This window comes from Thioalkalivibrio sp. ALE11 (genome assembly GCF_000381205.1).
Taxonomy (GTDB): Bacteria; Pseudomonadota; Gammaproteobacteria; order Ectothiorhodospirales; family Ectothiorhodospiraceae; genus Thioalkalivibrio.
On sequence record NZ_KB906173.1, the window covers coordinates 1 to 24,428 of the forward strand.

24 protein-coding genes are annotated in these 24,428 nt (G+C 69.0%); 9 read left to right on the forward strand and 15 right to left on the reverse strand.

Annotated features, from left to right (window positions below; genetic code table 11):
- Nucleotides 1-330: 330 nt before the first annotated feature.
- Entirely contained in the window at nt 331-1,092 is a 762-nt protein-coding gene (locus tag F620_RS0110490) for a class I SAM-dependent methyltransferase (protein ID WP_019570526.1), read from the forward strand.
- 58 nt (nt 1,093-1,150) lie between these two features.
- Here F620_RS0110490 and F620_RS0110495 read toward each other — a convergent pair whose 3' ends face one another.
- From F620_RS0110495 to F620_RS0110510, 4 genes are read right to left on the reverse strand one after another with little or no spacing between them, the layout of a single operon-like run.
- Entirely contained in the window at nt 1,151-2,434 is a 1,284-nt protein-coding gene (locus F620_RS0110495) for a GGDEF domain-containing protein (protein ID WP_019570527.1), read from the reverse strand.
- Between the two features lie 5 nt (nt 2,435-2,439).
- Entirely contained in the window at nt 2,440-2,832 is a 393-nt protein-coding gene (locus F620_RS0110500) for a CBS domain-containing protein (protein ID WP_018871354.1), read from the reverse strand.
- A 27-nt stretch (nt 2,833-2,859) separates the two neighbouring features.
- Entirely contained in the window at nt 2,860-3,207 is a 348-nt protein-coding gene (locus tag F620_RS0110505; protein ID WP_018871355.1) for a hypothetical protein, read from the reverse strand.
- A complete protein-coding gene (locus F620_RS0110510) occupies nt 3,204-4,724 on the reverse strand; it encodes a DUF1538 domain-containing protein (protein WP_019570528.1) in 1,521 nt (506 codons plus the stop codon). Before F620_RS0110510 ends, F620_RS0110505 begins: the two co-directional genes overlap by 4 nt.
- A gap of 106 nt (nt 4,725-4,830) precedes the next feature.
- Between F620_RS0110510 and F620_RS0110515 the strand changes: the two genes are divergently transcribed.
- Nucleotides 4,831-5,535, forward strand: coding sequence for an SDR family NAD(P)-dependent oxidoreductase (locus F620_RS0110515; RefSeq protein ID WP_019570529.1), 705 nt, complete (start codon nt 4,831-4,833; stop codon nt 5,533-5,535).
- A 13-nt stretch (nt 5,536-5,548) separates the two neighbouring features.
- Here the strand turns inward: F620_RS0110515 and F620_RS0110520 are convergent, their stop codons facing one another.
- Together F620_RS0110520 and F620_RS0110525 are read right to left on the reverse strand one after the other, a co-directional pair.
- A complete protein-coding gene (locus tag F620_RS0110520) occupies nt 5,549-7,675 on the reverse strand; it encodes a M1 family metallopeptidase (RefSeq protein WP_019570530.1) in 2,127 nt (708 codons plus the stop codon).
- The gene (locus tag F620_RS0110525) at nt 7,675-8,739 is read right to left on the reverse strand and encodes a ChaN family lipoprotein (protein ID WP_026331429.1); all 1,065 of its coding nucleotides are present in this window, start codon (nt 8,737-8,739) and stop codon (nt 7,675-7,677) included. The genes F620_RS0110520 and F620_RS0110525 overlap by 1 nt, the downstream gene beginning before the upstream one ends.
- Before the next feature lie 272 nt (nt 8,740-9,011).
- Here F620_RS0110525 and F620_RS0110530 point away from each other — a divergent pair, with 272 nt between their 5' ends.
- The 5 genes from F620_RS0110530 to F620_RS0110550 all read left to right on the forward strand — a co-directional run bounded on the left by F620_RS0110530 (nt 9,012) and on the right by F620_RS0110550 (nt 13,669).
- A complete protein-coding gene (locus tag F620_RS0110530) occupies nt 9,012-9,314 on the forward strand; it encodes a nucleotidyltransferase domain-containing protein (protein ID WP_019570532.1) in 303 nt (100 codons plus the stop codon).
- 214 nt (nt 9,315-9,528) lie between these two features.
- Complete coding sequence (locus F620_RS0110535; RefSeq protein WP_019570533.1) at nt 9,529-10,329, forward strand: FkbM family methyltransferase; 801 nt, start codon at nt 9,529-9,531, stop codon at nt 10,327-10,329.
- A complete protein-coding gene (locus F620_RS0110540) occupies nt 10,316-11,128 on the forward strand; it encodes a creatininase family protein (RefSeq protein ID WP_019570534.1) in 813 nt (270 codons plus the stop codon). Before F620_RS0110535 ends, F620_RS0110540 begins: the two co-directional genes overlap by 14 nt.
- Before the next feature lie 58 nt (nt 11,129-11,186).
- The gene (locus tag F620_RS0110545; RefSeq protein WP_019570535.1) at nt 11,187-12,665 is read left to right on the forward strand and encodes an FAD-linked oxidase C-terminal domain-containing protein; all 1,479 of its coding nucleotides are present in this window, start codon (nt 11,187-11,189) and stop codon (nt 12,663-12,665) included.
- Between the two features lie 44 nt (nt 12,666-12,709).
- Nucleotides 12,710-13,669 (forward strand): GGDEF domain-containing protein, encoded by a 960-nt coding sequence (locus F620_RS0110550; protein WP_019570536.1) that lies wholly within the window; start codon nt 12,710-12,712, stop codon nt 13,667-13,669.
- Nucleotides 13,670-13,675: 6 nt separating this feature from the next.
- Here the strand turns inward: F620_RS0110550 and F620_RS0110555 are convergent, their stop codons facing one another.
- Both F620_RS0110555 and F620_RS0110560 read right to left on the reverse strand, forming a co-directional pair.
- On the reverse strand, nt 13,676-14,089 hold the full coding sequence (locus F620_RS0110555) for a DUF86 domain-containing protein (protein ID WP_019570537.1): 414 nt from the start codon (nt 14,087-14,089) through the stop codon (nt 13,676-13,678).
- Nucleotides 14,074-14,472 (reverse strand): nucleotidyltransferase domain-containing protein, encoded by a 399-nt coding sequence (locus F620_RS0110560; RefSeq protein WP_018871366.1) that lies wholly within the window; start codon nt 14,470-14,472, stop codon nt 14,074-14,076. The genes F620_RS0110555 and F620_RS0110560 overlap by 16 nt, the downstream gene beginning before the upstream one ends.
- A gap of 406 nt (nt 14,473-14,878) precedes the next feature.
- On the opposite strand from F620_RS0110560, the gene F620_RS0110565 reads away from it, so the two are divergent.
- Both F620_RS0110565 and F620_RS0110570 read left to right on the forward strand, forming a co-directional pair.
- Entirely contained in the window at nt 14,879-16,183 is a 1,305-nt protein-coding gene (locus F620_RS0110565; RefSeq protein WP_026279629.1) for a citrate synthase, read from the forward strand.
- A 107-nt stretch (nt 16,184-16,290) separates the two neighbouring features.
- Nucleotides 16,291-16,494, forward strand: a complete 204-nt coding sequence (locus tag F620_RS0110570) for a DUF2892 domain-containing protein (RefSeq protein ID WP_018871287.1) — start codon at nt 16,291-16,293, stop codon at nt 16,492-16,494.
- Nucleotides 16,495-16,593: 99 nt separating this feature from the next.
- Here F620_RS0110570 and F620_RS0110575 read toward each other — a convergent pair whose 3' ends face one another.
- From F620_RS0110575 to F620_RS0110605, 7 genes are all read right to left on the reverse strand, one after another.
- Nucleotides 16,594-17,025: a DUF86 domain-containing protein gene (locus F620_RS0110575; protein ID WP_019570538.1), complete on the reverse strand. Its 432-nt coding sequence runs from the start codon at nt 17,023-17,025 to the stop codon at nt 16,594-16,596.
- A complete protein-coding gene (locus F620_RS0110580; RefSeq protein ID WP_019570539.1) occupies nt 17,015-17,401 on the reverse strand; it encodes a nucleotidyltransferase domain-containing protein in 387 nt (128 codons plus the stop codon). Before F620_RS0110580 ends, F620_RS0110575 begins: the two co-directional genes overlap by 11 nt.
- Before the next feature lie 66 nt (nt 17,402-17,467).
- On the reverse strand, nt 17,468-18,466 hold the full coding sequence (locus F620_RS0110585; RefSeq protein ID WP_019570540.1) for an ABC transporter ATP-binding protein: 999 nt from the start codon (nt 18,464-18,466) through the stop codon (nt 17,468-17,470).
- On the reverse strand, nt 18,463-19,452 hold the full coding sequence (locus F620_RS0110590; RefSeq protein WP_019570541.1) for an ABC transporter ATP-binding protein: 990 nt from the start codon (nt 19,450-19,452) through the stop codon (nt 18,463-18,465). The genes F620_RS0110585 and F620_RS0110590 overlap by 4 nt, the downstream gene beginning before the upstream one ends.
- Nucleotides 19,452-20,786: an ABC transporter permease gene (locus tag F620_RS0110595; RefSeq protein ID WP_019570542.1), complete on the reverse strand. Its 1,335-nt coding sequence runs from the start codon at nt 20,784-20,786 to the stop codon at nt 19,452-19,454. Before F620_RS0110595 ends, F620_RS0110590 begins: the two co-directional genes overlap by 1 nt.
- Nucleotides 20,783-21,895: an ABC transporter permease gene (locus F620_RS0110600; protein ID WP_019021030.1), complete on the reverse strand. Its 1,113-nt coding sequence runs from the start codon at nt 21,893-21,895 to the stop codon at nt 20,783-20,785. The genes F620_RS0110595 and F620_RS0110600 overlap by 4 nt, the downstream gene beginning before the upstream one ends.
- A complete protein-coding gene (locus F620_RS0110605; RefSeq protein WP_019570543.1) occupies nt 21,888-24,428 on the reverse strand; it encodes an ABC transporter substrate-binding protein in 2,541 nt (846 codons plus the stop codon). Before F620_RS0110605 ends, F620_RS0110600 begins: the two co-directional genes overlap by 8 nt.

Consider the following 24,428-nt stretch of genomic DNA (forward strand, 5'->3'; position numbering starts at 1 on the left):
CCGGCCCTGCATCCTTCATCCCTTCCGCGCTAAACTGGTTCATGACCTGCCCCCTCGATATTGGCTCTGTGTTGAAGGTGGTTGTCCCAACCCCGAGAACATAACCCACGCTCTCGAGGTCGGGCAGGTCAATCCATCATGTCTACGCGGCGGGGGCCGTAGGAGGCCAGCCTCTGGCCGATCGGGCGCGGGAGATCGGCCGGACGTGGAATCGGCCGGAGGGCCGGCCTCCTACCGATCTGGCCCGGGGCCGATCGGGGCGTGTTTGCTTGACGGTCGGGTGGCTTGGCCGGAGACTGTTGGGCTTTCCAATGATGAGGGTTTGCCCCGATGAGCCAGTCCGAAGTGAAGACCGAGGAGAAGAAACAGCATTTTGACGACATCTACGTCGCCGAGACGCCGGTGCCGTTCAAGGAGCGCATCATCGATGCGCTGGACTACATCTCCGACGACTTCAACCGCCAGACCTTCGACCGGCTCATCCTGCCGTGGGCCGAGCAGCAGGCCGCCGACGGCCGCACCCTCAACTACGTCGACCTGGCCTGCTGCTTCGGCAACACCACGATGGCGGCGGTGCACAACATGACCGTGGACGAGATCCGCGAGAACTGGGCCTCGGAGACGGTCTGCAACACCATCAGCAAGCCGCGCCGCCTGCCGATGCACACCACCGGCATCGACATCTCCGAGAACGCCCTGGCCTACGGTCAGCGTGCCGGCCTGTTCGACGAGACCCACGCGGCCGACCTGAACAATCCGGCCCCGGAGACCCGCGACGCGATCGAGAAGTCGCTGGAAGAGGCGGACATCCTGCTGTCCACCGCGTCGCTGGTGTACCTGGATCCGCCGGCCATCGCGTCGCTGCTGGATGCGTTCCGCCGTGGCGAGGGCGAAGGTTACCTGCTGGTGAACTTCCTCAACCCCTTCGCGCTGGAGAAGGCCGACGAGACCAAGCGCATGCTGCTGGACCGCTTCGAGTTCGTGGGCAGCACCGCCAGCCGTCACCGCCGCATGTCCGACCTGGAGCAGGAAAACTATCCGGGCGAGGAATGGGCGCTGCTGGAGATCTGGGTCCTGCGCCGCAAGGCCTGATACCCCGCCTCGCGCCTCGGGTCACCGGGGCACGAGGCCGTTCTGTTAGCAAGGGCCATTACAGGAGGACGACGCGGTCGCGTCCGCCCTCCTTGGCCTGATACATCGCCTGATCGACCCGCCGCGTGATCGCGCGCGGCGTGTCGTCCGGCTGCCGCTCGGTCACCCCGAAGCTCGCGGTCACCGCCGGTGCATCCGGCAGATCCAGCTCCGCGATCGAACGGCGCAGTTTCTCCGCCGCCGCGGCGGCACCCTCGCCGTCCGTCTCCGGCAGCACGATCAGGAACTCCTCCCCGCCCCAGCGTCCCAGCGTGTCCTGCTCGCGCAGCTGCTCGCCCACCGTGCGGGCAACCGCCTTGAGCACCACATCACCGGCATCGTGCCCGTGTTCGTCGTTCACCGCCTTGAAATGGTCGATGTCGAACATGATCACGGCCATCGGCCGCTGGTAGCGATCACAGCGATCCAGCTCGGCCTCCAGGCGGTTGCCCAGGGTCAGCCGGTTGGCCAGTCCGGTCAGCCAGTCGGTCTCGGCCAGACGCCGCACTTCGTCCTCCATGCGCACACGTTCGGTCACGTCCTTGCCGAAAGCCACGAAATGCGTGATCTCGCCGCAGTCATCGCGGATCGGGGTGATGGTCTGCTCCAGGTGGAGCTTCGCGCCATCGGGGCGCCGGTTCACGAACTCGCCGCGAAAGGTCTCGCCCTGGCGGAGCTGCTGCCACATGGCGGCGAAATAATCATCGTCGTGCTCGTCCGACTTGAACAGCGCCGGTGTCGCGCCGATGACGCTGTCGGCATCGAAACCGCTGAGATCCAGGAAAGCCGTGTTGGCGAACACGATCACGCCCCCGGGGTCGGTGATCATCACCGGATCGCCGGAGGCCTCCAGCGCAGCGGACAGCAGCCGCAACTGCTCCTCGCGGCGCCGGTCCTCGGTCACATCGCGCTGCACCGAGACGAAATGCGTGATGCTTTCGTGCTCGCCCCGGGCGCGAACCGGCGAGATATGCCAGCGAACGCTGTAGGGCTCGCCGTCCTTGCGGTAGTTGATGGTCTCGGCATCGAAACCCTCGCCGCGTTCCAGGGTCACCCGCAGGTCGTCCAGCACCGGGCGCGAGGTCTTCGGCCCCTGCAGGATGCGGGGGGTGCGGCCCAGGACCTCGTCCCGGCGGTAGCCGGTCATCTGCTCGAAGCCGCGGTTCACGTAGACGATATGCGGACCGGCATCGAGATCCGCGTCGGTGATCAACACGCTGTGCGCGGTGTCCTCGATCGCGGCATTGAGCAGCTCGAGCCGTGCGAGACCCTGCGGGATATCCAGTGAACCGGGGGGCGTCACCGGCTTCAGACCTCGTCCAGCATGCCGAGGATCGAGCCCACGATGTCGCTGGTGGTGACGATGCCCTCCAGCTGGTTGCCCTCCAGCACCACCAGGCGACGCACGTCCATGTTGACCATCATCCGCGCCACGTATTTGACGTCCATCTCCGCGGGCACGGTGATCACCGGCTTGGTGGCCACGTCGTACACGTTGGCCAGGTCGATGTCGCCCTCCTCGGCCACGATGGTCTTGAGGATGGTGGTGTAGGTGATGATGCCGTAGGCATCGTGCGGGTGCTGCTTGTCCACCACCAGCGAGCGCACGTTGTTGTCGCGCATCAGCTGCATGGCCTCGCGCAGCGGGGCCAGCGGGGCCACGGTGATGACTTTCTCGGTCAGGATGTCGCGAACCAGCATGAAGTCTCCCTCCGGTCGGAGTTGGGGTCAGATTTCGTCCTTGACCTGTTCCTCGAAGCGGTCGATCTGCCGCCGGTCAATGCCCGCCAGATGCGAGATGTCGGTGATGAAGGCCACCCCGCGCGGGTCTTCGTCCAGCCCAAGCTCGCGGAACAGGGACTTCAGCACCGTCAGCGCGAGGCGCTTCTCCAGAATCCACAGCAACACCGACTGGCTGCCCTCGTAGGTCATGCCGAGAAAGGTCTTGCGCGCCTCCGCGCCGATGCCGCGCGCATCCATGATGGTCACGCCGGCGGCACCGGCCTCGCGCGCCGCATCCACGGCCTTCTGTTCCAGTTCGTCGGGCAGCACCGCCACCAGGGCCGAGAATCTCATGCCGTGTCCCTCCTGTCCTTGCGGATCAAGCGTTCATAAAGATCGACCACGATGGCATAAAGCATCACGGTCACGATGGGGAAGATGGACGCGAAGGCGATCAGACCGAAGCCGTCGATCAGCACGTTGCGCCCGTCCAGATGCGTGGCCAGGCCGATCCCCAGCGCGGTGACCAGCGGCACGGTGACCTCCGAAGTGGTCACCCCGCCCAGGTCGAACGCCAGCGCCACGATGTCCTTGGGCGCGAGGATGGTCAGCACGATCACCAGCACGTAGCCGGCCATGATGTACAGGTGGATGGAGTCCCCGCTGAGGATGCGGTGCACCCCGATGGTGATGCCCACGGCCACCCCCAGCGCCACCAGGATGCGGATGGCGCTGCCCTTCAGCGAGCCCTTGGCCGCTTCCTCCGCCTTCTGGCCGATGGCGATCAGCGCGGGTTCCGCCATGGTGGTCGCAAAGCCGATCGCAAACGCGAACAGGTACACCCACACGAACCGGTCGTTGGCGATCAGCTGCTCCGCCATGCTCTCGCCGATCGGGAACAGGCCCAGCTTGAGCCCGACCACGAAGGCATACAGGCCGAACACCACCAGGGCGAAACCGAAGAGCACCCGCGGCAGATACGGAATGTGCTTGCGCAGCACGAAGTACTGGAACACCACGATCACGCCGATGATGGGCGCGACGTCGCGCAGCATCAGCAGCAGGTCCATGCCCATGGCGCTGAGGAAGTGGCGTTCCTCGCCCGCCCCGGGCAGATCCGTGTCGGTATCCATGGCCGCTCCGTCGCCGGCGCCGGGTGCCGGGCCGTCGATGTCGGCCCCGGCGAACACCACGATGCCGTAGAGCTGCACCGTGATCATCGGCACCATCACGGCCAGCGCCACCAGGCCGAAGCCGTCGCGCAGCGGGTTGCGCCCGGCCAGCGACGCGGCCAGCCCCAGCCCCAGCGCGGCCACCAGCGGCACGGTCACGATGTTGGTGGTGACGCCGCCGGAGTCGTAGGCCAGGCCCACGATCTCCTCGGGCGCGAAGAAGGTGACCAGCACCACCAGTACGTAGCCGGTGAGGATGTACCAGTGCAGCGGGTGGCCGAGCACGGTGCGGAGGATGCCCAGCGCCACCACCGCGCCCACCGACAGCGCCACGATCAGGCGCAGGATGAAGCCCTGGATGTGCCCCTCGGAGATGACCTCGGCCTGTTCCGCCACCGCGATCAGCGCCGGCTCCGCGATCACCGTGGCAAAGCCCAGGGTAAAACCGAAGGCCATCAGCAGGATCAGCGAGCCGCGCCGCGCCAGCGCGTTGGAGAGGTTCTTGCCGATGGGGAAGATCCCCATCTCCAGCCCTTGCAGGAACAGCGCCACCCCGAAGACCACGATCACCAGACCGATGGCCATGGACAGCACGCCCTCGGGCACCGTCTGCAGCACGAACATCTGGAACACCACCACCACGATCACGATGGGGGCCAGGTTGCGAGCGGCGTGGCCAAGGGTATGGAGGAAATTCATGCGCGGATTCCCGTCTGCACTCGGCGCAGAGCATACACGACCCGGTCCCGGTACAGGCCATACGCAAACGAACGGATCGAATCGCGATGCCTGTGGTCACAGCCACATGGACTCGCTCGCACACCCCTTCCGCGCCGTGGTGATCGGCGCCACCGGCGGCCTCGGCCGCGCCTTCGTCACCCATCTGGAGAACGACCCGAACTGCGCGCAGGTCGTGGCGCTGGGCCGCTCCACCGACCCGCCGCTGGAGCTCACCGACGAGGACAGCATCCGCCACGCGGCCGCATGGCTGGCGGATCAGGCCCCCGAGTGGGACCTGATCATCGACGCCACCGGGGTGCTCACCATTGACGGCCACCGGCCGGAGAAGCGTCTGCGCGAGCTGGATCCGGCGGTGATGACGCAGGCCTTCGCGGTCAATGCCATCGGCCCGGCGCTGATCTTCAAGCACTTCGTGGGGCTGCTGCCGAAGGACCGCAAGGCGGTGCTAGCGACGCTGTCGGCGCGCGTGGGCTCCATCGCCGACAACCACTCCGGCGGCTGGCTGAGCTATCGCGCCTCCAAGGCCGCGCTCAACCAGATCGTGCGCACCACCGCGCTGGAGATGCGCTTCAGCCACCGCCGCGCGGTGGTGGCCGCACTGCAGCCGGGCACGGTGGAAACCCCGCTGTCGGAGCCCTACCGCGCCCGCGCCCCCGAGGTGCTGACGCCGGAACGCGCGACCGGCGCGCTGCTGGAGGTGCTGGACGCCCTCGGTCCCGAGGACTCCGGCGGGCTGTTCGACTTCGAACACCAGCGCCTGCCGTACTGATCGGGCCGGGAGCTCAATCCGCCAGCGCCCGCCAGGGCCCCGGCACCGGCCACAGCCCGCGCGCCACCGGCTCGCCATCGTCCTGCAGCAGATAGCTCTCCTGCGCGCGGTGTCGCAGCGCACCCGCCAGTGCACGCCGCTCACTGGCCGAGTCGGCCGCAATCACGGTGATGCCGGTCTCGGGCACGGTCCAGGCCAGGGCCCCGACATCGGCTGCGGCATCGGGCAGGTCGTCCGTATCCGCGTGCGCCTCCTGCGGGCGCGTCGGCAGTCCGCGGTCGCCCAGCCATTCAGCGACCGCCGCGCGCGAACCCAGCAGCACCCGCGGGGCATCGGTCCCGGCCCCGGCCCCGGCCCCGGCCCCGGAAGCGGAATCAGAATCGGGATCGGGATCGGCATCCGGTTCCGCCGTCTCCGGCACCCGGCCCAGCCACGGGGCCAGTTCCGCCGGGGCAGCGCCGTCCGGGGCGATCACGCGGGTCGCGGGATCCAGCTGCGCCTCGCGCAGGATGCGCGGATATTCATCCGCGCCCAGCTGCCGGAATACCCGCCAGTCAGGATCCACGGCGATACGCGCCGGCCGCGCGTCGGTGGTCAGTTCCAGCTCCAGATCGGTCGCGGCCTCCTCCAGATCCACCCAGTGCGTCTCCTGGCCCCCATCCTCCGCGAACTCGACCACCAGCGGCACGCGCACCCGCCACGGATGATCGGCATCGGCCTGTTCCAGGCGACCGGTCACGCCCCAGCGCCCGCCATCGTCACGGGCCTGCACCTCGGTCAGTTCGACGCGCGGCGCGCCGGCCCGGCCGATCCACTGCTCGAAGAACGCTTCCAGATCATCTTCGGTCGCCGCGTCCACCGCCGCGATCAGATCCGGCCAGGCGGCTTCCCGATAACGATATTCCGCGTAGAAATCGGCCAGCCCCGCATGCAGCGCCTCCTCGCCGATGCGGTCCTCCAGCATCCGCCACAGCATCGCGCCGCGGTGATAACCGGCGATGCGGTCGGCCCCGGCATTGCCGCCGACGAACTCGCCATGCGGGTAATCCTCGCCTGCCGGCAGGGCGGCGTAGTCACGCAGCCACTGGCCCCGCTCCTCGCGTGCCTCGCCGCGTTCGTCTGCAAACCGGTAATCGGCCATGAAGGTGGTAAGACCCTCGGTCCAGTTGCCCTGGCGACGATCCGCGTACACCCCGGTGCCCCACCAGTTGTGCAACACCTCGTGGCCCAGCGAGGTGTGCGGGATGAACGGCAGCGGGATCACCTGCTCGCCCAGGAGGGTGAATCCGGAGAAGGCCAGCCCCACCGGCGCCGGGCTGGCCGCCACGGTGAAGCTGTCGAAGGCATACGGCCCGAGCAGGTCGCTGAAGCGCTCGAGGTATTCCACGGTCTTCTCGCGGTAGGTCGCGCCGAACGCGTCCTCCAGCTCCGCCGGGAACAGGGTGCGCACCTCCACGCCATCGGCGGTCTCGCTGCGCCCCTCCTCCCAGGGGCCGCTGGCCAGCGCCAGCGCACGCCCGCCGGGATGCTCGAACACCGCGCGGGTCACGCCCTCCGCGTCCGCGTCTTCAGCGGCCTCCTCGCGCCACGACCCGGAGGCCACGACGCGATGGCCATCGGCCGCAAGCACCTCCAGGCGCACCGGCGCCGGTTCGGCGTCCGGCCGCCGCGGATACCAGTCGGCCCCCGCCGGCAGGAAGCCGCCGGCCGCGCCGAGGAATCCGCCTCCGGGGCCGGCGTCCTCCGGGGCCTGCAGCCGGGCACGGTATGCGATGACCAGCGGCCCGCCGTCGAGATCCCGGGCGACGTCCCCGTCGCCATCGAGCGTCACCCGCAGGTATCCCGCGTCGCTGTGCTCGTGGTTCAGCGCGTGCCCGCCCCGCTCCACCGCGTCCACCCGCAAACCGCGTGCGAAGCGAAAGCGCAGATCCCCGTCCGCGTCTTCCAGCATCGCGGCGGGCAGGCTCAGACGACCCTGCAGCCGCTGCTCGGCGGGGAACAGTTCGATCGTCAGCTCGCGGGCGGGCGGTTCGCCGGCGACGACCGGTGCCGCCCACCCCGCAAGGGGCACGCTCAGCAGGCACGCCAGCGCGGTGGTGCCGGGACGATTGTGCCCCGGGGTACGCCGCAGGCGGGCCATCAGTGACCGTTCCCCGCGGCCGGCCGCGCCCCCGCGCTCTCCTGCCAGGGGAAGCGCGCGATCACCTGTTGGCGCTCGCCGTTGCGTTCCAGCACCAGCGGCAACCAGGTGCCCGGGGTCACGGCCTGAACGATGCGCTGCAGATCGGCCGGCGTCTCCACCGCGCGACCACCGGCCTCGACCAGACGGTCGCCGCTCTCGATGCCGGCGGCGCCGGCCACCGAATCGGGCATCACGCCGCGGATCTCCACCCCGTCGCCCTCTTCGGGGCGCTGCATTTGCACCCCCAGGATCGGGGTCAGCGGCTGGAAGCGCTCGCCGCCCTGCACGCCGAACACCGCCCGCGCCAGCTCCGGGTCCTGCCCCGTACACGCCCCGTCGCTCTCGCGTGGCAGCAGCACCGGGGCATTGACCACACCCAGGTCCGCCAGCTGATGCGGCACGCCGTGGCCGTATTCGAGATGGCCGGAGCCGATGATCCCGACCACCAGCGGCGGCTGGTCATCGCCCGCCTCGATCACCTCGGCGATGGCCGCGGCCATCATCCGGTCCCAGGCCAGCTGCGTACCGATGAACGCATCACTGTCCCCCGGCGCGGCCGGATGGCGCGCCAGCACCTCTTCAAGGTATTCGCGATAGGCATCGGCGGGTTCGGCCGGGGCGGAGACCCCGTCGCGCTCGTCGGCGGACACGCTGTCCCAGCCCTCGTGGCCCAGACGGCGCACGAGGTCGCGCTCGGCGTTCAGCGCCACCAGCGGGACGTCGTGCACCCGCGCGAAATGCAGGATCGGCCAGTACAGCCGCGGGTTGAAGCCCCAGTGCTCGTACCAGTCGCTTTCCTGCAGGAACTGCTCCTCGTCCAGTTCACCCACCACCCAGTCATCCAGCACCGGCTGTGCCGAGCGCGGCAGCATCTCCAGGCCGATCACCATGTCCGGGCGCTGACCGTGCAGCGCGGCCAGGGTCCCGACCTGCCAGCGATGGTGGTCCATGCGGTTGTGGGTTTCGCCCAGCAGCACCGCATCGGCGCCGGCCAGTTCGGCGAACAGCTCCGCGGCATCCACGTCCTCACCCTCCGGCGTGGCCCACTGTCCGGGCTGCACACAGTCCGCGCCCGATGGCACATCTGCATGGGGTGCAGAGGGCCCCAGAGCGAACACGGTGGCCGTCAGGGCCAGCAACGACGGCGCCACGAGGGTCCGCCACTCACACTTCGGAAACAGCCTCATCAAGCTTCTCCAGCCAGAATACGCAATGTCCATTGGGACCGGCCCCGCCCCCGAGCGTTCCGGCCCGTACTCGGCCTACAATCCCATCCGGGACCCGGAGGACCACGATGCGATTGAGCGAAGACCAGCGTAAAACGATCCACCACACCGCCCACGAACTGTTCGGGGACTGTACCGTTTATCTGTTCGGATCGCGCGTCGACGATGCGGCCCGCGGTGGCGATATCGACCTGCTGGTGGAAACGCCCCGCCCGGTGGAAAACCGGGCGGCGATGGCGGCCCGCTACACGGCTCGCCTGCAAAGGGCGCTCGGCGATCAGCACATCGACGTCCTCATCGTCGATCCCAATACCCGGCACCAGCCCATCCACGACCGTGCGCGCGAACAGGGGGTTGTCCTGTGGCACTGAACCCGGATCCGGGAGGAGTTCGCCGAGGCACTGCAGCGGGCGCTCGAACTCGTGGCCCTGCTGGAACAAACGCGCGACCGCCTGGAACGGGCTGCGCAGGATCTGCTGCCAAACCCTCCCGACCCAGCCGCTGCGCGCCCGTAGGAGCCTGCTTGCAGGCGAACAAGGCCGGACGGGCGTGCACATTGATCCGCGTTTCCCTAAGCTGGGAAGCATGGACGCGCCCCCGAATCCCGACCCGTCTCCGGCCGCGCGCGAGCGGCTGAACGCCGCCCTCGGCCTGCTGCGTTCGCTGGCGATCTACCGGCGCCCCGGGCGCCAGCGGGCCCTGCGCCGGCTGTATCGTCCGTTCATCGGACGCGACGACCGGGTGTTCGACATCGGCGCCCATCTGGGGGATCGCACGCTGGCCTTCTCCCGCCTCGGCGGCCACGTGATCGCGGTGGAGCCACAGCCTGCCCTGCGCCGCTGGCTCGAGCGCGGGCCCGGCCGGCGGCGCAACGTAACCGTGCGCGGCGAAGCGGTAGGCGCCGAACCCGGCACGGCCAACCTGTACATCAGCCACCGGACTCCCACGGTCTCCACGCTGTCCCCGCGCTGGACCGACGAGCTGCCGCGGCGCAACGACGGCTTCCGCCGCGTGCGCTGGGAAGATCATGTACGGGTGCCGGTCATCACCCTCGACGATCTGATCGCCGAATACGGCATGCCGGCGTTCTGCAAGATCGACGCCGAAGGTTATGAAGTCGAGGTGCTGGCCGGGCTGTCACAGCCGATCCCGGCGCTGTCGCTGGAGTTCGTCGCCGGCGCGCTGGACATCGCAATCGCCGGCATGGAACGCCTGGCCGAGCTGGGCGACTACGAATTCAACGTGATCGCCGGCGAGCAGCGCGAATACCGCTTCGCCCGCTGGCAGGACCGGGGCCGGGTGCGGCTGTGGCTGGAGGCCCACGCCGCGGATTACGGCTCCGGCGATCTCTACGCCCGCCTGCGCATGCCGCATGCCCGATCCTGACGCACCCCGCCCCCTGCCCCGCTGGCAGGACCTGACCACCGCCGAGGCCGCCGAACTGGCCGGCCGCGACCCGGTGGCCGTGCTGCCGCTGGCAGCCATCGAACAGCACGGGCCGCATCTGCCGCTGGACACCGACCTGCGCATCGGCGAGGGCCTGCTGCAGGCGGCGTGGGCGCGGCTTCCCGCGGATTTCCCCCTGCTGGCCCTGCCGCCGCTGGCGATCCTGGCCAGCCCCGAGCACGCCCGCTTCGCCGGCACCCTGAGCCTGACACCGGAGACCGCCATCCGCGTGCTGGTGGAAACCGGCCGGGCCGTGGCCGGCGCCGGCGTGCGCCGCCTGGTGCTGCACAACAGTCACGGCGGCAACCGGGCGGTGGCCGACACCGCAGCGCTGGAACTGCGCCGCCGGCAGCGTATGCTGATCGTGCGGCATCACTATTTCCTGCAGGATCCGCCGTCGCAGATCGGCATCCCGGCCGCGGAATGCCGCCATGGCCTGCACGGCGGGCGCATCGAGACGGCGATGATGCGTCATCTGGCGCCCGCCAGCGTACACGACGCCGAGGCCCGCCACGCGGGATCGCTGGGCGAGGAGCTGGAGGCCTCGCTGGAGGTCCTGCGACCCGAGGGACCGGCCGGATTCGCCTGGCTGGCCGGCGACCTCAACCCCGCCGGCACCACCGGGAATGCGGCAGCGGCCACCGCCGCCGAGGGCGCGGCCCTGGTGGACCACTACGCCACCCACCTGGCCGCCGCCCTGCGCGACGCCCGCGCCTTCCCCCTGGACCGGCTCGCGTGAGCCCTCCGGAAACTGCGGAATTGTCCCGGCCGGCGGGCAACGGTCTACCATCACGGTCATGAGTGCCGTAACCACCCCTCAGCCCGGTCTGGCCGCCGTGATCGACACCCTGCGCGAGCAGCTGCCGCCGGAAGCGCTGATCGTCGAGGAAAGCGAGCGCCGTGCCTACGAATGCGACGGCCTCTCGGCCTTTCGCGAGGTCCCCGGCGCGGTCGCCCTGCCCGCCAGCATGGAACAACTCCAGCTGTGCCTGAAGACCTGTCGCGAACACGGCGTGCCGGTGGTGCCGCGCGGTGCGGGCACGGGCCTGTCCGGGGGTGCGCTGCCCAGCGCCGAGGGCCTGCTGCTGTCGATGGCGCGCTTCAACCGCATCCTCGAGATCGACGCCGACAACCGCTGCGCGGTGGTCCAGCCGGGCGTGCGCAACCTCGCGATCTCCGAGGCTGCGGCCCCGGCCGGGCTGTACTACGCCCCCGACCCCTCGTCGCAGATCGCCTGCTCCATCGGCGGCAACGTGGCCGAGAACGCCGGCGGCGTGCACTGCCTGAAATACGGCCTCACGGTCCACAACGTGACCGGGCTGGAGTTCGTGACCCTGGACGGCGAAGTCATCCGCGTCGGCGGCAGGACCCTGGACACCGAGGGCCCGGACCTGCTGGCCTTCCTGATCGGCTCGGAGGGTATGCTGGGGGTCGTCACCGAGGTCACCGTGCGCCTGTTGCCGCGCCCGGAGCGCACCCAGGTGCTGATGGCGAGCTTTGACGACGTGGAGACCGCCGGCGCCGCGGTCGCCGGCATCATCGCCGCCGGGCTGATCCCCGCGGGCCTGGAGATGATGGACAACGCCGCGATCCGCGCCGCCGAGGACTTCGTCCATGCCGGCTATCCGGTGGATGCCGCGGCCATCCTGCTGTGCGAGCTGGACGGCAGCAACAGCGAGGTCTCCGAGAGCGTGATGTTCGTGCGCGAGAAGCTGCTGGGGCTGGGCGCGACCGAGGTCCGCACCGCGCAGGACGATGCCGAGCGCGCGCGCTTCTGGGCCGGGCGCAAGGCCGCCTTCCCCGCCGCCGGCCGCATCTCGCCCGACTACTACTGCATGGACGGCACCATCCCGCGCCACCAGCTCGGGTACGTGCTCGAACGCATCGATGCGCTCTCCGCCGAACACGGCCTGGGCGTGTGCAACGTGTTCCACGCCGGCGACGGCAACCTGCACCCGCTGATCCTCTACGACGCCAGCCAGCCGGGCCAGATCGAGACCGCCGAGGCCTTCGGCGAGGCGATCCTGGAGCTGTGCGTGGCGGTGGGCGGCACGGTCACCGGCGAGCACGGCGTAGGGGTGGAAAAGCTGGACGGCATGTGCGTGCAGTTCGCCTCCGCCGAACTGGAGCAGTTCCATGCCCTGCGCCGCGCGTTCGACCCCCGCGGTCTGCTGAATCCCGGCAAGGCGGTGCCCACACTGGCACGCTGCGCCGAATTCGGCCGCCAGCACGTGCGCTCGGCGCAACCACCGCACCCGGACCTGCCCCGGTTCTGATCATCACGGCCGATCCCCCCGACAACCCGACCCGGAATCCGCGCATGGAAGCCCCGAATCCCCGCCCCCCGCAGCACGCCGAGCCCGGCATCGACGCCTTCTCCGGCGCCGTCCGTTCGCTGATGGACGCGCTGTACGCCGTGGCCCCGCTGGACACCTGGCTGCTGACCCGGGTCGAAGGACGCGACTGGATCATCCTGCACGCCCTGGATCAGGGCGACACGATCGCCCCGGGCGTCGTCCTCGACTGGCACGGCTCCTGCTGCATCCACATGGCCTGCGGCGACGCCCCGTCCATCGCCCCGGATACGAGCGGGATCCCGGTCTATCGCGACGCGCCGGTGAACCACCAGCTCCCGGTGGGCGCCTATGTCGGTTTTCCGCTGCACGACCGCGACGGGAACCTGTTCGGCACCCTGTGCGGCGTGCACCCCGAGCCCGTGGACCCGCAGCTCCACGACCGCTACACCGCGCTGGAGGCCCTGGCCGGCACCGCAGGCCACCTGCTGGCCCTGCAGCGCGAAAACGACATCCTCGACCGCGAACGCCAGGCCACGGCCCTGCTGCCCGGCTCCGACCCGGTGAGCGGCACCCTGAACCGACGCGGCTGGGACATGGCCCTGGAAGGCGAGGAAGAGCGCTGCCAGCGCAACGGGCAGCCCTGCGCGGTGGTCCTCGCCGAGGTCACCGATCTGGAGGCCATCAACCGGGAGGCGGGCATCGGCCAGGGCGACCGGCTGCTGGCAGAGCTCGGACCGATCCTGCAGGGCCTGCTGCTCCCCGGCGACCGTGTGGCGCGTATCGCCGGCAACCGGTTCGGCCTGCTCCTGGTGGACACCGGCCCCGACGCCCTGGAACGACGCTACGCCGAGATCCGCACGGCCCTGCGGGACCATCACCCCGCGATCGAAACCGGCCGCGCCCTGCGCCACCCGGGCGAGGGCCTGCAGCACACTCCCCACCTCGCCGAACGCGACCTCCTGCGGCAGCGCCACACCCGCTGAACCGGCTCAGTCCAGCCGCGTCAGCACCGCGCGCGCAAAATCGCGGAAATCATCGAGATGGCGGGAGCAGACGGCATGCACGATGTCCCAATTGATCCGCTCGTAGTTGTGCACGGCAATGTTGCGGAAGCCGACCGCCTTGCGCAGCCGTTCGGCCAGCGCCGCGTCGATGACCCCGGCCTCCGCCAGCCGCTCGAAGGTCTCCCCCATGGTGTCCGGCGGAGGATAGGCCCTGGATATGAGCAGGTGGGCGCCCACATCGACGCATTGCTGGACAGCGCGCGCCAGATTCAGGGCGATGATGTCCTGGGCATCCGGATCGGACGCCAGTTCATCGGGATTGCCCGGGCAACGCCGGGCCACGCGCTCGACGCAGTAGCGCAGGGTCTCGATCTTCTGTTCGATCACCCGTTGATCCATGCATCCCTCCGCGCGGCGAGGATGCGATCACGGTACGGCAGGAAATCGGCCTGATCGAACAGATGGCGGGTCAGGAAGCGGGCCTGGGCCTCGTCACTGCCCCACAGGCGCACCCCGGTGGTCATGATCTGCCCGAGCAGCGGCTCGCCGGCGCGGGTGAGATCGACAAGGTCGACGGGGCGACCGGCGGCCAGGGCCAGCTCGTCGATGAGCCGGATGCGGGCTTCCACGTCCAGCGGGGCACCGGCGCTTACGGCAATGTCGAGATCGCTGTCGGCGGTCGCGGTGCCGCGGGCCAGCGAGCCGAACAGCATCACCAGCTCCAGCTCGGGGTGGGTCTGCAGCACGCCCTGCAGGCGCTGGTGTTCGGCATCTCGTTCCATGTCCCGGATTCTAGGGAAACGCTGAACCATGTGCACGCTCGCGCTCGAGTCGCTTTTGCGTGCGAACAAGGCGCGGCGACCGCCGTGCAGTCATTCTGCACAAGGGAGCCGCAACGCCGTGCGCGCGCAAAAGCGGCCGAGCCCCTTCGGGGTTGGCGCCCCGGGTTCCCCGACCCTGCGTTGCGCCGCTTGCGGGTAGAACCACTACCCGCTGCGCGACGCGCCTTGTCTCGGAAAACCCGGGGTGCCAACGCGAACGTGCATATGGATCAGCGTTTCCCTGGGGAAACGCTGAACCATGTGCACGCTCGCGCTCGAGTCGCTTTCATGTGCGGCTGTGGCCGCGGAACGATTGGTTTACCATTCGGGTCTGGTCGCCATCATCGATTCCACGCGAGGCCGTTCCATGAGCAAGACCGTCACGCTGACCGACAACTCCACCGGCAAGAGCATCGAGCTGCCGCTGCAGGAGGGTTCGCACGGGCCCAACTGCATCGACATCCGCGCGCTGTACAAGGAGCTCGGCTACTTCACCTACGATCCGGGGTTCATGTCGACCGCCAGCTGCCGCTCGGACGTCACGTTCATCGACGGCGACGAAGGCACCCTGCTGTATCGCGGCTACCCCATCGAGCAACTCGCCTCCGAGAGCACCTATCTGGAGGTCTGCTACCTGCTGCTCAACGGCGACCTCCCGTCCTCCGACGAGCTGCACGACTTCTCGCGCATCATCAAGGAACACTCGATGCTGCACGAGGCGGTGCGCCGCTTCTTCGACGGCTTCCGCCACGACGCGCACCCGATGGCGATCATGGTCGGCGTGGTCGGGGCGCTGTCGGCCTTCTACCACGACAACGTGGACGTGCATAACCCGGAACACCGGCGCATCGCCGCGCACCGGCTGATCTCCAAGATGCCGACCATCGCCGCCTGGTCGTACAAGTACGCCAACGGCCAGCCGTTCATGTACCCGGACAACAACCTGTCCTACACCGCCAACTTCCTGTCGATGATGTTCGGCGTGCCCAGCGAGCCCTACCAGCCGAACCCGGTGTTCGTGCGCGCGCTGGACCTGATCCTGATCCTGCACGCCGACCACGAGCAGAACGCCTCGACGTCAACCGTGCGCCTGTCCGGCTCCTCGGAGGCCAACCCGTTCGCCGCGATCTCCGCCGGCATCGCCTCGCTGTGGGGCCCGCTGCACGGCGGCGCGAACGAGAAGGTCATCCGCATGCTCGAGGAGATCGTGCACAGCGGGAAGAGCGTCGAGGAGTTCGTCGCCCGGGCCAAGGACAAGAACGACTCCTTCCGCCTGATGGGCTTCGGCCACCGGGTGTACAAGAACTACGACCCGCGCGCGAAGATCATCCGCAAGATGTGCCACGAACTGCTGGAAGAGATGGGCGACATGGGCGCCGACAACCAGCCGCTGTTCGACGTGGCCATGGAGCTGGAGCGCATCGCAATGGAGGACGACTACTTCATCGAGCGCAAGCTCTACCCCAACGTCGACTTCTACTCCGGCATCATCCTGCGTGCGATGGGCATCCCGCTGAACATGTTCACCGTGATCTTCGCCCTGGCCCGCACGGTCGGCTGGATCTCGCACTGGAACGAGATGATGCAGGACCCCGAATCGCGCATCGGACGCCCGCGTCAGCTATATACGGGGTATCCCGAGCGCTCGTACGTGCCGATCGAGGAGCGCTGAGTCCGGTCGCGCGCACCGGAGCACCGGGCCACGCCGGGTGTCTCCCTTGTGGACGCCCGGCGACGGCTGTACATTATAAGAAATCGATATACGAGGAGGAGATCCCCATGAGCATCGACCGCATCGTCATGGCGTTTGCCGGCACCGTCATCATCATCAGTGCCATCCTGGCCTGGCAGTTCAGCCCGCTGTGGCTCCTGCTGACCGGCTTCGTCGGCCTCAACCTGCTGCAGTCCGCCTTCACCGGCTTCTGCCCGCTGGCCATGATCCTCAAGGCCCTGGGCGTGAAGCCGGGCGAAGCCTTCAGCTGAGGCCGCCCCGCCAGACACCCCGCACCCGCCCCGACCGGCGGGCGCACAAAAGGGCCCGGACGGAAACGTCCGGGCCTTTTTCGTTCAGAGGCTCGGGCTTCAGGACCGGGGCCGGAGGGATTCGGGCAAGTCCGCTACCAGAAAATCGTGGATGAACTGGTGTTCTCCTCGCCGAACGAGCTCGAGAATCAATCCAATGTCGAGATTGAGATAGTCATGCACGATGCGATTGCGGATCCCGACGATCGCGTTCCAGCGAGGCACCTCCGCCGGATCCACGAATCCGAGCCCGGCCAGTGCCTGGAAGGCGTCGTGAGCCGACACCGGGACTGGCTGCCCTGCGGCCTTGAGCATGTGTTTCGCCTTTCCGATGGCATTCTCGGCCAGCACCTGCAACGCGTGGAGAACCCCGTTCTCCTCCAGCGGCGACAACGACCCGCCGTCATCGAGGCGTTCGGCGGCCTCGTCCAGCACGGCCCTCTGGCGGCCGGCCAGATGCCGCACTTCCTGGAGATAGAGTTCAAGCTGCATGCTCGCGCTCCCATTCCCAGAACTCCAGCTCGCGCCAGGTACGTGTCAGAAACCACGCCCATGGCGGTCGATCCTCGCCGATCACCGGAATGCCCTCCTCGGCGACCACGGCCCGCATGGCCAGTCCGGCCCGCTCCAGATTGACGATGTCGACCCGGTCGTCGTGGATGTCCAACGCGGCCGCAATCCGGCGCCGCAGGGACTCGTCCCGCGCGAAAGCATCCAGGGCATCATCAGGGGCGTCCGACCACTGCACGGCCAGGTCCCAGTCGCTTTGCTCGTGCGCCTCGCCCCTCGCGCGACTGCCGATCAGTACCACGAAGTCCAGTCCGTCGAGGTCTTCAAGGGCGCGACGCAGTACCGCCGGTTCCGTCATGGTCCTGCTCCGTTACGAGATTCAATGCTGGAATCATGGTAGCAGCCCACGGGTGGAGAGCGCCGTTTACTCCGGTTCGCGCAGCCAGCAGGCGGCGCGGTGGTCCGGTGCGGGGCGGAAATCGGGCGGGTCGCGGGTCTCGCAGACGCCGGCCATGGCCTGCGGGCAGCGTGGATGGAAACGGCAGCCCGGCGGCGGGCTGACCAGGCTGGGGGCCTCGCCGCCGGGGATCTCGCGCATCTGCCGCGCGTTGGCGGGGTCGGGGTCGGCCAGCGCGGACAGCAGCGCCTCGGTGTAGGGGTGCTGCGGGGCGTCCAGCAGCGCGTCCACCGGCGCCTGCTCCACGATGCGGCCGGCGTACATCACCATCACCCGCCCGGCGTAGTGACGCACGGTGGACAGGTCATGGGTGATGTAGAGCAGCGCGATGTCGTGCTCGCGCTGCACGCGATGCAGCAGGTCGAGGATTTCCACCCGCACCGAGGCGTCCAGCATCGACACCGGTTCGTCGGCGATGATCAGCTTCGGCCGCAGCAGCAGGGCGCGGGCGATCACCACCCGCTGCTGCTGCCCGCCGGACAGCTGATGCGGGAACTTGCCGCGCACCTGCGCCACCGGCGTCAGCCCGACCTCCTCCAGCGCCGCGTCGATGCGCCGTTCGCGCTCGGCGCGCGGGCCGATCCCGTGCACGATCAGCGGTTCCTCCAGCGCCCGGCGGATGTCCATGAACGGCGGCAGGGCCCCGTAGGGATCCTGCTGCACGTACCCCACCCGGGCGCGGTATGCCTTCAGTTCGGCTCCCTTCAGTTCGGCCAGCGACTGCCCCTCGAAGCGCACGGCCCCGCCGGTGGGCCGGTTCAGCCCCAGCAGGGTGCGCGCCAGCGACGACTTGCCGCAGCCGGACTCGCCCACCACCGCGGCGGCCTCGCCGGCATCCAGGGTAAAACGCACGCCATCCACCGCGCGCACGGTCCCGGTGCGGATGAAGCCCCACTGACGCAGCTCGAAGTGGGTCTGCAGGTCGTCGGCGACCAGCAGCGGTTCCTGTTGAGCACGGGTGTTCATCCGGTCCCTCCCGCGTCATGCAGCCAGCAGCGCACGCGATGGCGCGCATCCGGGTGGAACACCGCCGGGTCCTCGGCGCAGCGCTCGAAACGACGCGGGCAACGCGCGGCGAAACGGCAGCCGGTCGGCGGATCCTGCAGGCTGGGCGGACGCCCGGGAATGGGCACCGGCGGTTCTTCCTGGCGCAGCCGCGGCACCGAGGCCATGAGCATCTGCGAATAGGGGTGCGCGGGGGCAGTGAAGAAGGCCTCGGCGGACGCCTCCTCCACCACCTGCCCGGCATACATCAGGGCGACGCGGTCGGCCAGTTCGCTGGAGGTGCCCACGTCGTGGGTGATCAGCACGAAGCTGGTGCCACGATCGCGCTTGATGCGCTTGAGCACGTTCATGATCGAGGCCTGGGTCAGCACGTCCAGCGCCGAAGTGGGCTCGTCGAGGATCACCAGGTCGGGGTCGGTCACCAGCGCCATCGCCAGCACCGCGCGCTGGCGCATGCCGCCGGACAGCTCGTGCGGGTAGCGCTGCAGGAAGTCCGTGGCGATACCGACCTCCTCGAACGCCTCGGCCGCACGGGCCATCGCCGCCCGCCGCGACCAGCCGCGGTGGATGCGCAGCGGCTCGGCCACCTGTTCGCCCACCCGCACCACCGGGTTCAGCGCATTCATCGCGGCCTGCATCACCAGGGCGATGCGCACCCAGCGCACCTCGCGGCGGAAGCGCTCCTCGGACAGGCCCAGCACGTCGCGCCCGTCCAGGCGGACCTGGCCGGAGGGTCGCGCGGCATTGCGCGGCAGGGTGCGCAGCAGGACCTTCGCCAGCGAGGACTTGCCGCAGCCGGACTCGCCCAGCACCACCAGCGCCTCGTTGCGGCGGATCTCCAGATTGACTCCGTCGACCGCGTTCACCGGCCCCTGCTCGGTGCGGTACTGCATGCGCAGGTCCTCGATCTCCAGCAGAGGGCTGTCGGGGTTGGCCGCCACCGTCATCACAGGTTCCTCAGCCGGGGATTGAACACGCGGTCCAGGGCGAAGCCGAGCATGGCGAAGCCCAGTCCGGTCAGCATCAGCAGCGCCGCCGGGCTGACCACCCAGTAGTAGAACCCGTGGTACAGGGCCGACTGCGCCTGGGCGTCGTGCAGCACCTTGCCCCAGGTCGGCAGCACCGGATCCCCGAGGCCCAGCACCGCCAGCGAGGCCTCGAGGAAGACGTAGGTCGGGATCAGGGTCACGAACGTGGGGATCAGCACCGGCAGGATGCGCGGCACCATGTAGCGCAGCACGATCCGCGGGCTGCTGGCCCCGTAGGCGCGCGCCGCCTCGATGTACGGGGCCTGGCGGATCGGCAGCAGCATCGCGCGGTACATCTTGATCCCGGCGGAGAAGATCCCCAGGGCCACCACCACGCCCAGCATCAGCCAGATACTGGTGGAATAGAGCGTTCCGACCATCACCAGGATCGGCAGCAGCGGCAGGATGATGTTGACCTCGGTCAGGCGCTGGATCGCGGCATCCACCCAGCCGCCGTACCACACGCCGGCGGCGGCGATGATCAGGGTGGTGATGGTGGTCCCCACCGCGGCGATCAGCCCGAACGCCAGCGCCACCGGCGTGCCCCACAGCAGGGCCACGGACAGATCGCGGCGCTGATGGTCGGTCCCGAACAGCCCGTGGACCTGCCCGTAGGCCACCAGTTCGGCATCCATGCGGCCTTCGGGCTCGAAATGCACGGTTTCCAGTACCAGCTCGTAGGTCCCCGGCAGGACCCGGGGTTCCGGGTCTTCGACATCGGCGTCACTGAACAGACCAACCTGCGGGGCATGCCCCAGGCGCCCCTCCAGGCCCTGGTCCTGGGAGATCGACACCCGGTCCTCGGCACTGACCCGCCGCGAGCCCAGGGCCACCTCGCTGCCGTCGGGCCGGTGCCAGCTCATGCGCACGAACGGCGGCCTCTGCTCGAACTCGGCCTGCAGGAACAGGTTGATCTCCCCCGGGAAATCGTCATAGGGGAAGTCGAAGCGCAGGGTCTGCTCCTCGATGCGTCCGCCGTCGAAGGCCGCGAATTCCCGCTCGGCCGCCTCGCTCCCGGCCTTCACGGTGCGCGGCGCGTTGCCGCCGAACAGCCGGTCCGTCCACACCGGTGCGGCATTCACCGGCAGATCCTGCCAGACCTCGCCGCCGCGCCAGAGCTTCTGCGCCTCGCTGTACGGGATGGCGGTAACCGCGTAGATCGCCGTGCCCAGCAGGGCGAGGATGATCAGCATCCCCGCCACCGCCGACGGATAGCGCCGCAGCCGGCGCAGGCCCTCGCTCCAGGGGCTCATGAACGGCCTCCTTCAATGCGCACGCGCGGATCGAGGATGGCGTAGAGGAAATCCAGCACGAACACGGTGATGGCCAGCAGGTAGGCGAAGATCACCACCGATCCGATGATCACCGGGGTGTCGCGATGGCCGATGGCCTCGAACAGCAGCGTGCCCAGACCCGGCCAGTTGAACACCTGTTCGAGGATGATCGCGCCGCTCCACAGCCCGATCAGCATCAGCAGGAAGCTGGTCACGATGGGCGACAGCGTCGGCCGCAGGATGTAGCGCTGTTCGATCATGCGGTCCGGCAGCCCCTTGGCACGCGCCATCTCCACGTAGTCCTCGCTGGAATGGATCAGGAAGAAGGTGCGCCAGGAGTAGATCGAGATGAAGATCTGCGAGATGAACATCGCCAGCACCGGCAGCGCCATGTGCCGGAGCACGCTGGCGGCGTAGGCCCAGCCGTCCTCCGGCGGTGGCACCGAGACCATCCCTCCCGCCGGAAACAGCGGCCAGATGAACGCCAGCAGCAGGATCAGGAAGATGCCGTAGAACCAGCCCGGCGCCGCCGAGCTCGGCGCCAGCCCGATGACACTCTGATCCAGCGCCGAGCCGTAGCGCCGCGACAGCCCCAGCGCGGCAAACACCGCGACGAAGAACACCAGCAGGTTGGCGGTGCCGAACAGCAGCAGGGTGGCCGGCAGGCGTTCGGCGATGATATTGAAGACCTGGCGCGAGCCGGCATCCGAGTGCATCTCCTCGGCCCGCCCCAGGTCCAGGATCATCGCCTGGTAGAGGTAGTCGAAGCTGCGCCAGATGAAGGGCTCGTCCAGGCGCAGGCGCTCCACTTCCAGCGCCACCTGCTGCTCGACCAGCTCGGTCCGCTCATCGGAGGGCAGATCATGAAACGCCGGATCCGCACGCACCGCCTCGGCCGCCGTGGTCTCGATCTGGGCCAGGCGCAGGTCATCCACCTGCCCGCCCATGTTGGCGATCACGATGGTCAGATAGACCCCGATCAGCACCGTCACCAGCAGCGCCAGCAGGCGCTTGCCGGTAAACACGGCCAGGCGGCGCAGATCGCGCAGCCAGCCGCGTCGGGCGGCGTTGACGGACCCGTCAGTCATCGCCTTGCTCCGCTGGTTCGGCCCGGGGTTGCGGCACCCGCCCGCCTGGCACCGTGGCGAACGCATGGGTGGCAAAGGCCGGCAGGGCGACCGGCGTCGCGGTCACCGCGAACTCCAGACTGTTGGCCCCGGTACCCAGTGCGGCGAGGATCTCCGCATCCAGATGCAGGCGCCAGCGCCCTTCCGCATCCGGCTCCAGTTCGCCGCGCCGCGCGAGGCGGTCGTCGCCATCGAACAGCATCCAGCGCACCTCGTCGATGTCCTCATGCGGATACGGCTCGCCGCCAAAACGGATGTCGAGATCCAGACTGACCGCCTCGCCCAGCTCGGCGATCAGCGGGCCGTCCACGCTGACCTCGGGGATCCGCGGCTCCGCAAAGCGCAGCCACTTGTCCGCCGGATCGGGGAAGTCCTCGAAGCGGCGCAGCACCAGACTGCCCTCCACCGCGCGCACGCGGTGCAGGTAGAACGGCCCGTCGCCGACCCAGAAATGTCCGCGTTCGGCCTGCCACTGCTCCAGCGCCGCGTAGCGTTCGCGGATCTCCTCCGGATCGACCCACTCGCTCAGGGTCTCCTCGAACGGCAGCCGCTCCGCCGCGCGCGCCGCGCTCAGGTAGTCGCGCAGGATCTCCAGCGCCGGCCCGCCCACCAGGTTGGTCTGCTCCACGCCGCGCCGGTCGGCCTGACCGGTGGAAAAGGCCAGATCGCCCTGGCGCTCGGCCTCGATCCCCAGCCCCAGCACGTGCCAGGGCTGGGTGGCGGGCACGCGGTTGGCCACCAGGTTCTCCGCATCCGGGAACACCTGATCGCTGTAGACCTCCACCGTCAGCGGGTCGGTATCCGTGATGCGCCAGCCGCGGAAATGGCGCTCATAGACCGAAAACGTGGGTACATGCCCCGGATCGAACAGCGCGCTGTCCTCGTCGGCACGTTCGAAGGTCAGGATCCACGGCAGGATCATGTCGGCGACGGAGAACCGGGAACCATCGTGCCAGTGGCGATCCAGGTACCCGTCGTGGAATTCGATCTCGGTACGCGAACGCGCCGTCAGGCCCTCCGGTTCGGCCTCGTCCACCGTCACCTTGCGCCCTTCTGCGGCGTCCCAGCGCAGCCAGGCGTCGCCGGGCACCTCGATGCGCTCCACACTCTCCAGCTCCAACCAGTCCAGGGTGCGCCCGACCGGCGCGCCCTCTTCCACCGTGACCCGGGCGCGCGCGATGCGCTGCGGCCGATAGAGCCCGGTGAACGGATCGGCCAGCGCCGCCGGGTCCGACAGGGAACGCAGGATCATCTGATCGAAGATCCAGTTGGAACCGGCCACCGGGTTCCAGGGCTCGGTCAGCATGCTGGGCGTGCCGACCACCACGCGTCCGCCCAGGCCGTCGCGGAAACGCAGGGTATAGGGCCACAGGCCGGAGCCGGTCACGCCGCCGGCCAGATCCACCGCCACCTCGAGGTTCGCGGCATGCGGCCAGACGCTTTGCTGATCCACCAGCCAGATGCGCACCGAATCCTTCATGGCCAGCTCCAGCGCCCGGGCCATCAGCTCCTCGCGCTCTTCCACGGACTGATACTCGCGGCGTTCCAGGCGTTCGGCGAGCTCGTCCAGCTCGGGATCGGGATCGTAGGCCTGCCACAGCGGATCGGGGCGCCCGCGGGGAGTGTAGTAATAGTTGAAGTCGCCGCCGACATCGCGGTTGATGACCGTAGATATCCAGCCGCCGGTATACACGTGCCAGCGCCCATCGGCGGGATCACTGGCGATCCACAGGCGCGTCGCCTCGTCCGCGGTGCGGTACAGCCGCTCGGTCTCGAAACCGAGGTCCTCCAGCCGGTTGGCCACGTAGTCGCCCACCCGCTCGCGGTTGTCCTCGGTGCGGATCAGCACCCGGATGCGGACCGGCGCGCCGTCATGGAACCAGCGACCGTCGCGTCGCTCCGCGCCCAGGGCCTCCATGCGTTCGCCGATCACCCGGCGCGCGCGTTCGGCATCGTGGCGGTAACGGATCTCGAGCTCGCGCGCCGGTCCGGCCAGGCGTGCGTAGTCCGGAAAGGCGGTGTTCAGCGGGAGATAACGCGGCGTGGCGAGCCCGCCGTACAGCTCTTCCGCGATATGGCTGCGATCCACCAGCCAGTTCATCGCCTCGCGGATCTCGCGATCGGCGAAGGGGTTCAGCTGGCCGTCCTCGAACTCGGCCGGATTCAGCGTGAGCTCGGCCACCGAACCGCGCGAGAAATGATGCCCCACCGCGGGCGAAGCCTGGATCTGGCGGAACAGCGTGGCCGAATCCAGCCCCTGGCCGAACAGGTGGTGCGACCCCCGTTCGATCAGCGCGGTGATGCGGCCGGGGTCGGATTCCACGGTGAACACCACCTCGTCGACCAGCGCCCCCTTTCGCTCCGCCGGATCGCCCGACACGGGCTGCGGGGCGGCGGTATCTTCGCTGCGATCCCCCATCCACAGGGTGCCCGCGATCGCCACGGCCAGCAGGGCGAGGATCAGCAGGGGCAGCAGGCGGCGCAGGTCGATCAA

Excerpts from the sequence above, each read along its gene's own strand:
- F620_RS0110490 (WP_019570526.1), top strand. The coding sequence starts at position 331 with ATGAGCCAGTCCGAAGTGAAGACCGAGGAGAAGAAACAGCATTTTGAC.
- F620_RS0110500 (WP_018871354.1), bottom strand. The coding sequence starts at position 2,832 with ATGCTGGTTCGCGACATCCTGACCGAGAAAGTCATCACCGTGGCCCCG.
- F620_RS0110505 (WP_018871355.1), bottom strand. The coding sequence starts at position 3,207 with ATGAGATTCTCGGCCCTGGTGGCGGTGCTGCCCGACGAACTGGAACAG.
- F620_RS0110510 (WP_019570528.1), bottom strand. The coding sequence starts at position 4,724 with ATGAATTTCCTCCATACCCTTGGCCACGCCGCTCGCAACCTGGCCCCC.
- F620_RS0110515 (WP_019570529.1), top strand. The coding sequence starts at position 4,831 with ATGGACTCGCTCGCACACCCCTTCCGCGCCGTGGTGATCGGCGCCACC.
- F620_RS0110520 (WP_019570530.1), bottom strand. The coding sequence starts at position 7,675 with ATGGCCCGCCTGCGGCGTACCCCGGGGCACAATCGTCCCGGCACCACC.
- F620_RS0110530 (WP_019570532.1), top strand. The coding sequence starts at position 9,012 with ATGCGATTGAGCGAAGACCAGCGTAAAACGATCCACCACACCGCCCAC.
- F620_RS0110535 (WP_019570533.1), top strand. The coding sequence starts at position 9,529 with ATGGACGCGCCCCCGAATCCCGACCCGTCTCCGGCCGCGCGCGAGCGG.
- F620_RS0110540 (WP_019570534.1), top strand. The coding sequence starts at position 10,316 with ATGCCCGATCCTGACGCACCCCGCCCCCTGCCCCGCTGGCAGGACCTG.
- F620_RS0110545 (WP_019570535.1), top strand. The coding sequence starts at position 11,187 with ATGAGTGCCGTAACCACCCCTCAGCCCGGTCTGGCCGCCGTGATCGAC.
- F620_RS0110550 (WP_019570536.1), top strand. The coding sequence starts at position 12,710 with ATGGAAGCCCCGAATCCCCGCCCCCCGCAGCACGCCGAGCCCGGCATC.
- F620_RS0110555 (WP_019570537.1), bottom strand. The coding sequence starts at position 14,089 with ATGGATCAACGGGTGATCGAACAGAAGATCGAGACCCTGCGCTACTGC.
- F620_RS0110560 (WP_018871366.1), bottom strand. The coding sequence starts at position 14,472 with ATGGAACGAGATGCCGAACACCAGCGCCTGCAGGGCGTGCTGCAGACC.
- F620_RS0110565 (WP_026279629.1), top strand. The coding sequence starts at position 14,879 with ATGAGCAAGACCGTCACGCTGACCGACAACTCCACCGGCAAGAGCATC.
- F620_RS0110570 (WP_018871287.1), top strand. The coding sequence starts at position 16,291 with ATGAGCATCGACCGCATCGTCATGGCGTTTGCCGGCACCGTCATCATC.
- F620_RS0110575 (WP_019570538.1), bottom strand. The coding sequence starts at position 17,025 with ATGCAGCTTGAACTCTATCTCCAGGAAGTGCGGCATCTGGCCGGCCGC.
- F620_RS0110580 (WP_019570539.1), bottom strand. The coding sequence starts at position 17,401 with ATGACGGAACCGGCGGTACTGCGTCGCGCCCTTGAAGACCTCGACGGA.
- F620_RS0110585 (WP_019570540.1), bottom strand. The coding sequence starts at position 18,466 with ATGAACACCCGTGCTCAACAGGAACCGCTGCTGGTCGCCGACGACCTG.
- F620_RS0110590 (WP_019570541.1), bottom strand. The coding sequence starts at position 19,452 with ATGACGGTGGCGGCCAACCCCGACAGCCCTCTGCTGGAGATCGAGGAC.
- F620_RS0110595 (WP_019570542.1), bottom strand. The coding sequence starts at position 20,786 with ATGAGCCCCTGGAGCGAGGGCCTGCGCCGGCTGCGGCGCTATCCGTCG.
- F620_RS0110600 (WP_019021030.1), bottom strand. The coding sequence starts at position 21,895 with ATGACTGACGGGTCCGTCAACGCCGCCCGACGCGGCTGGCTGCGCGAT.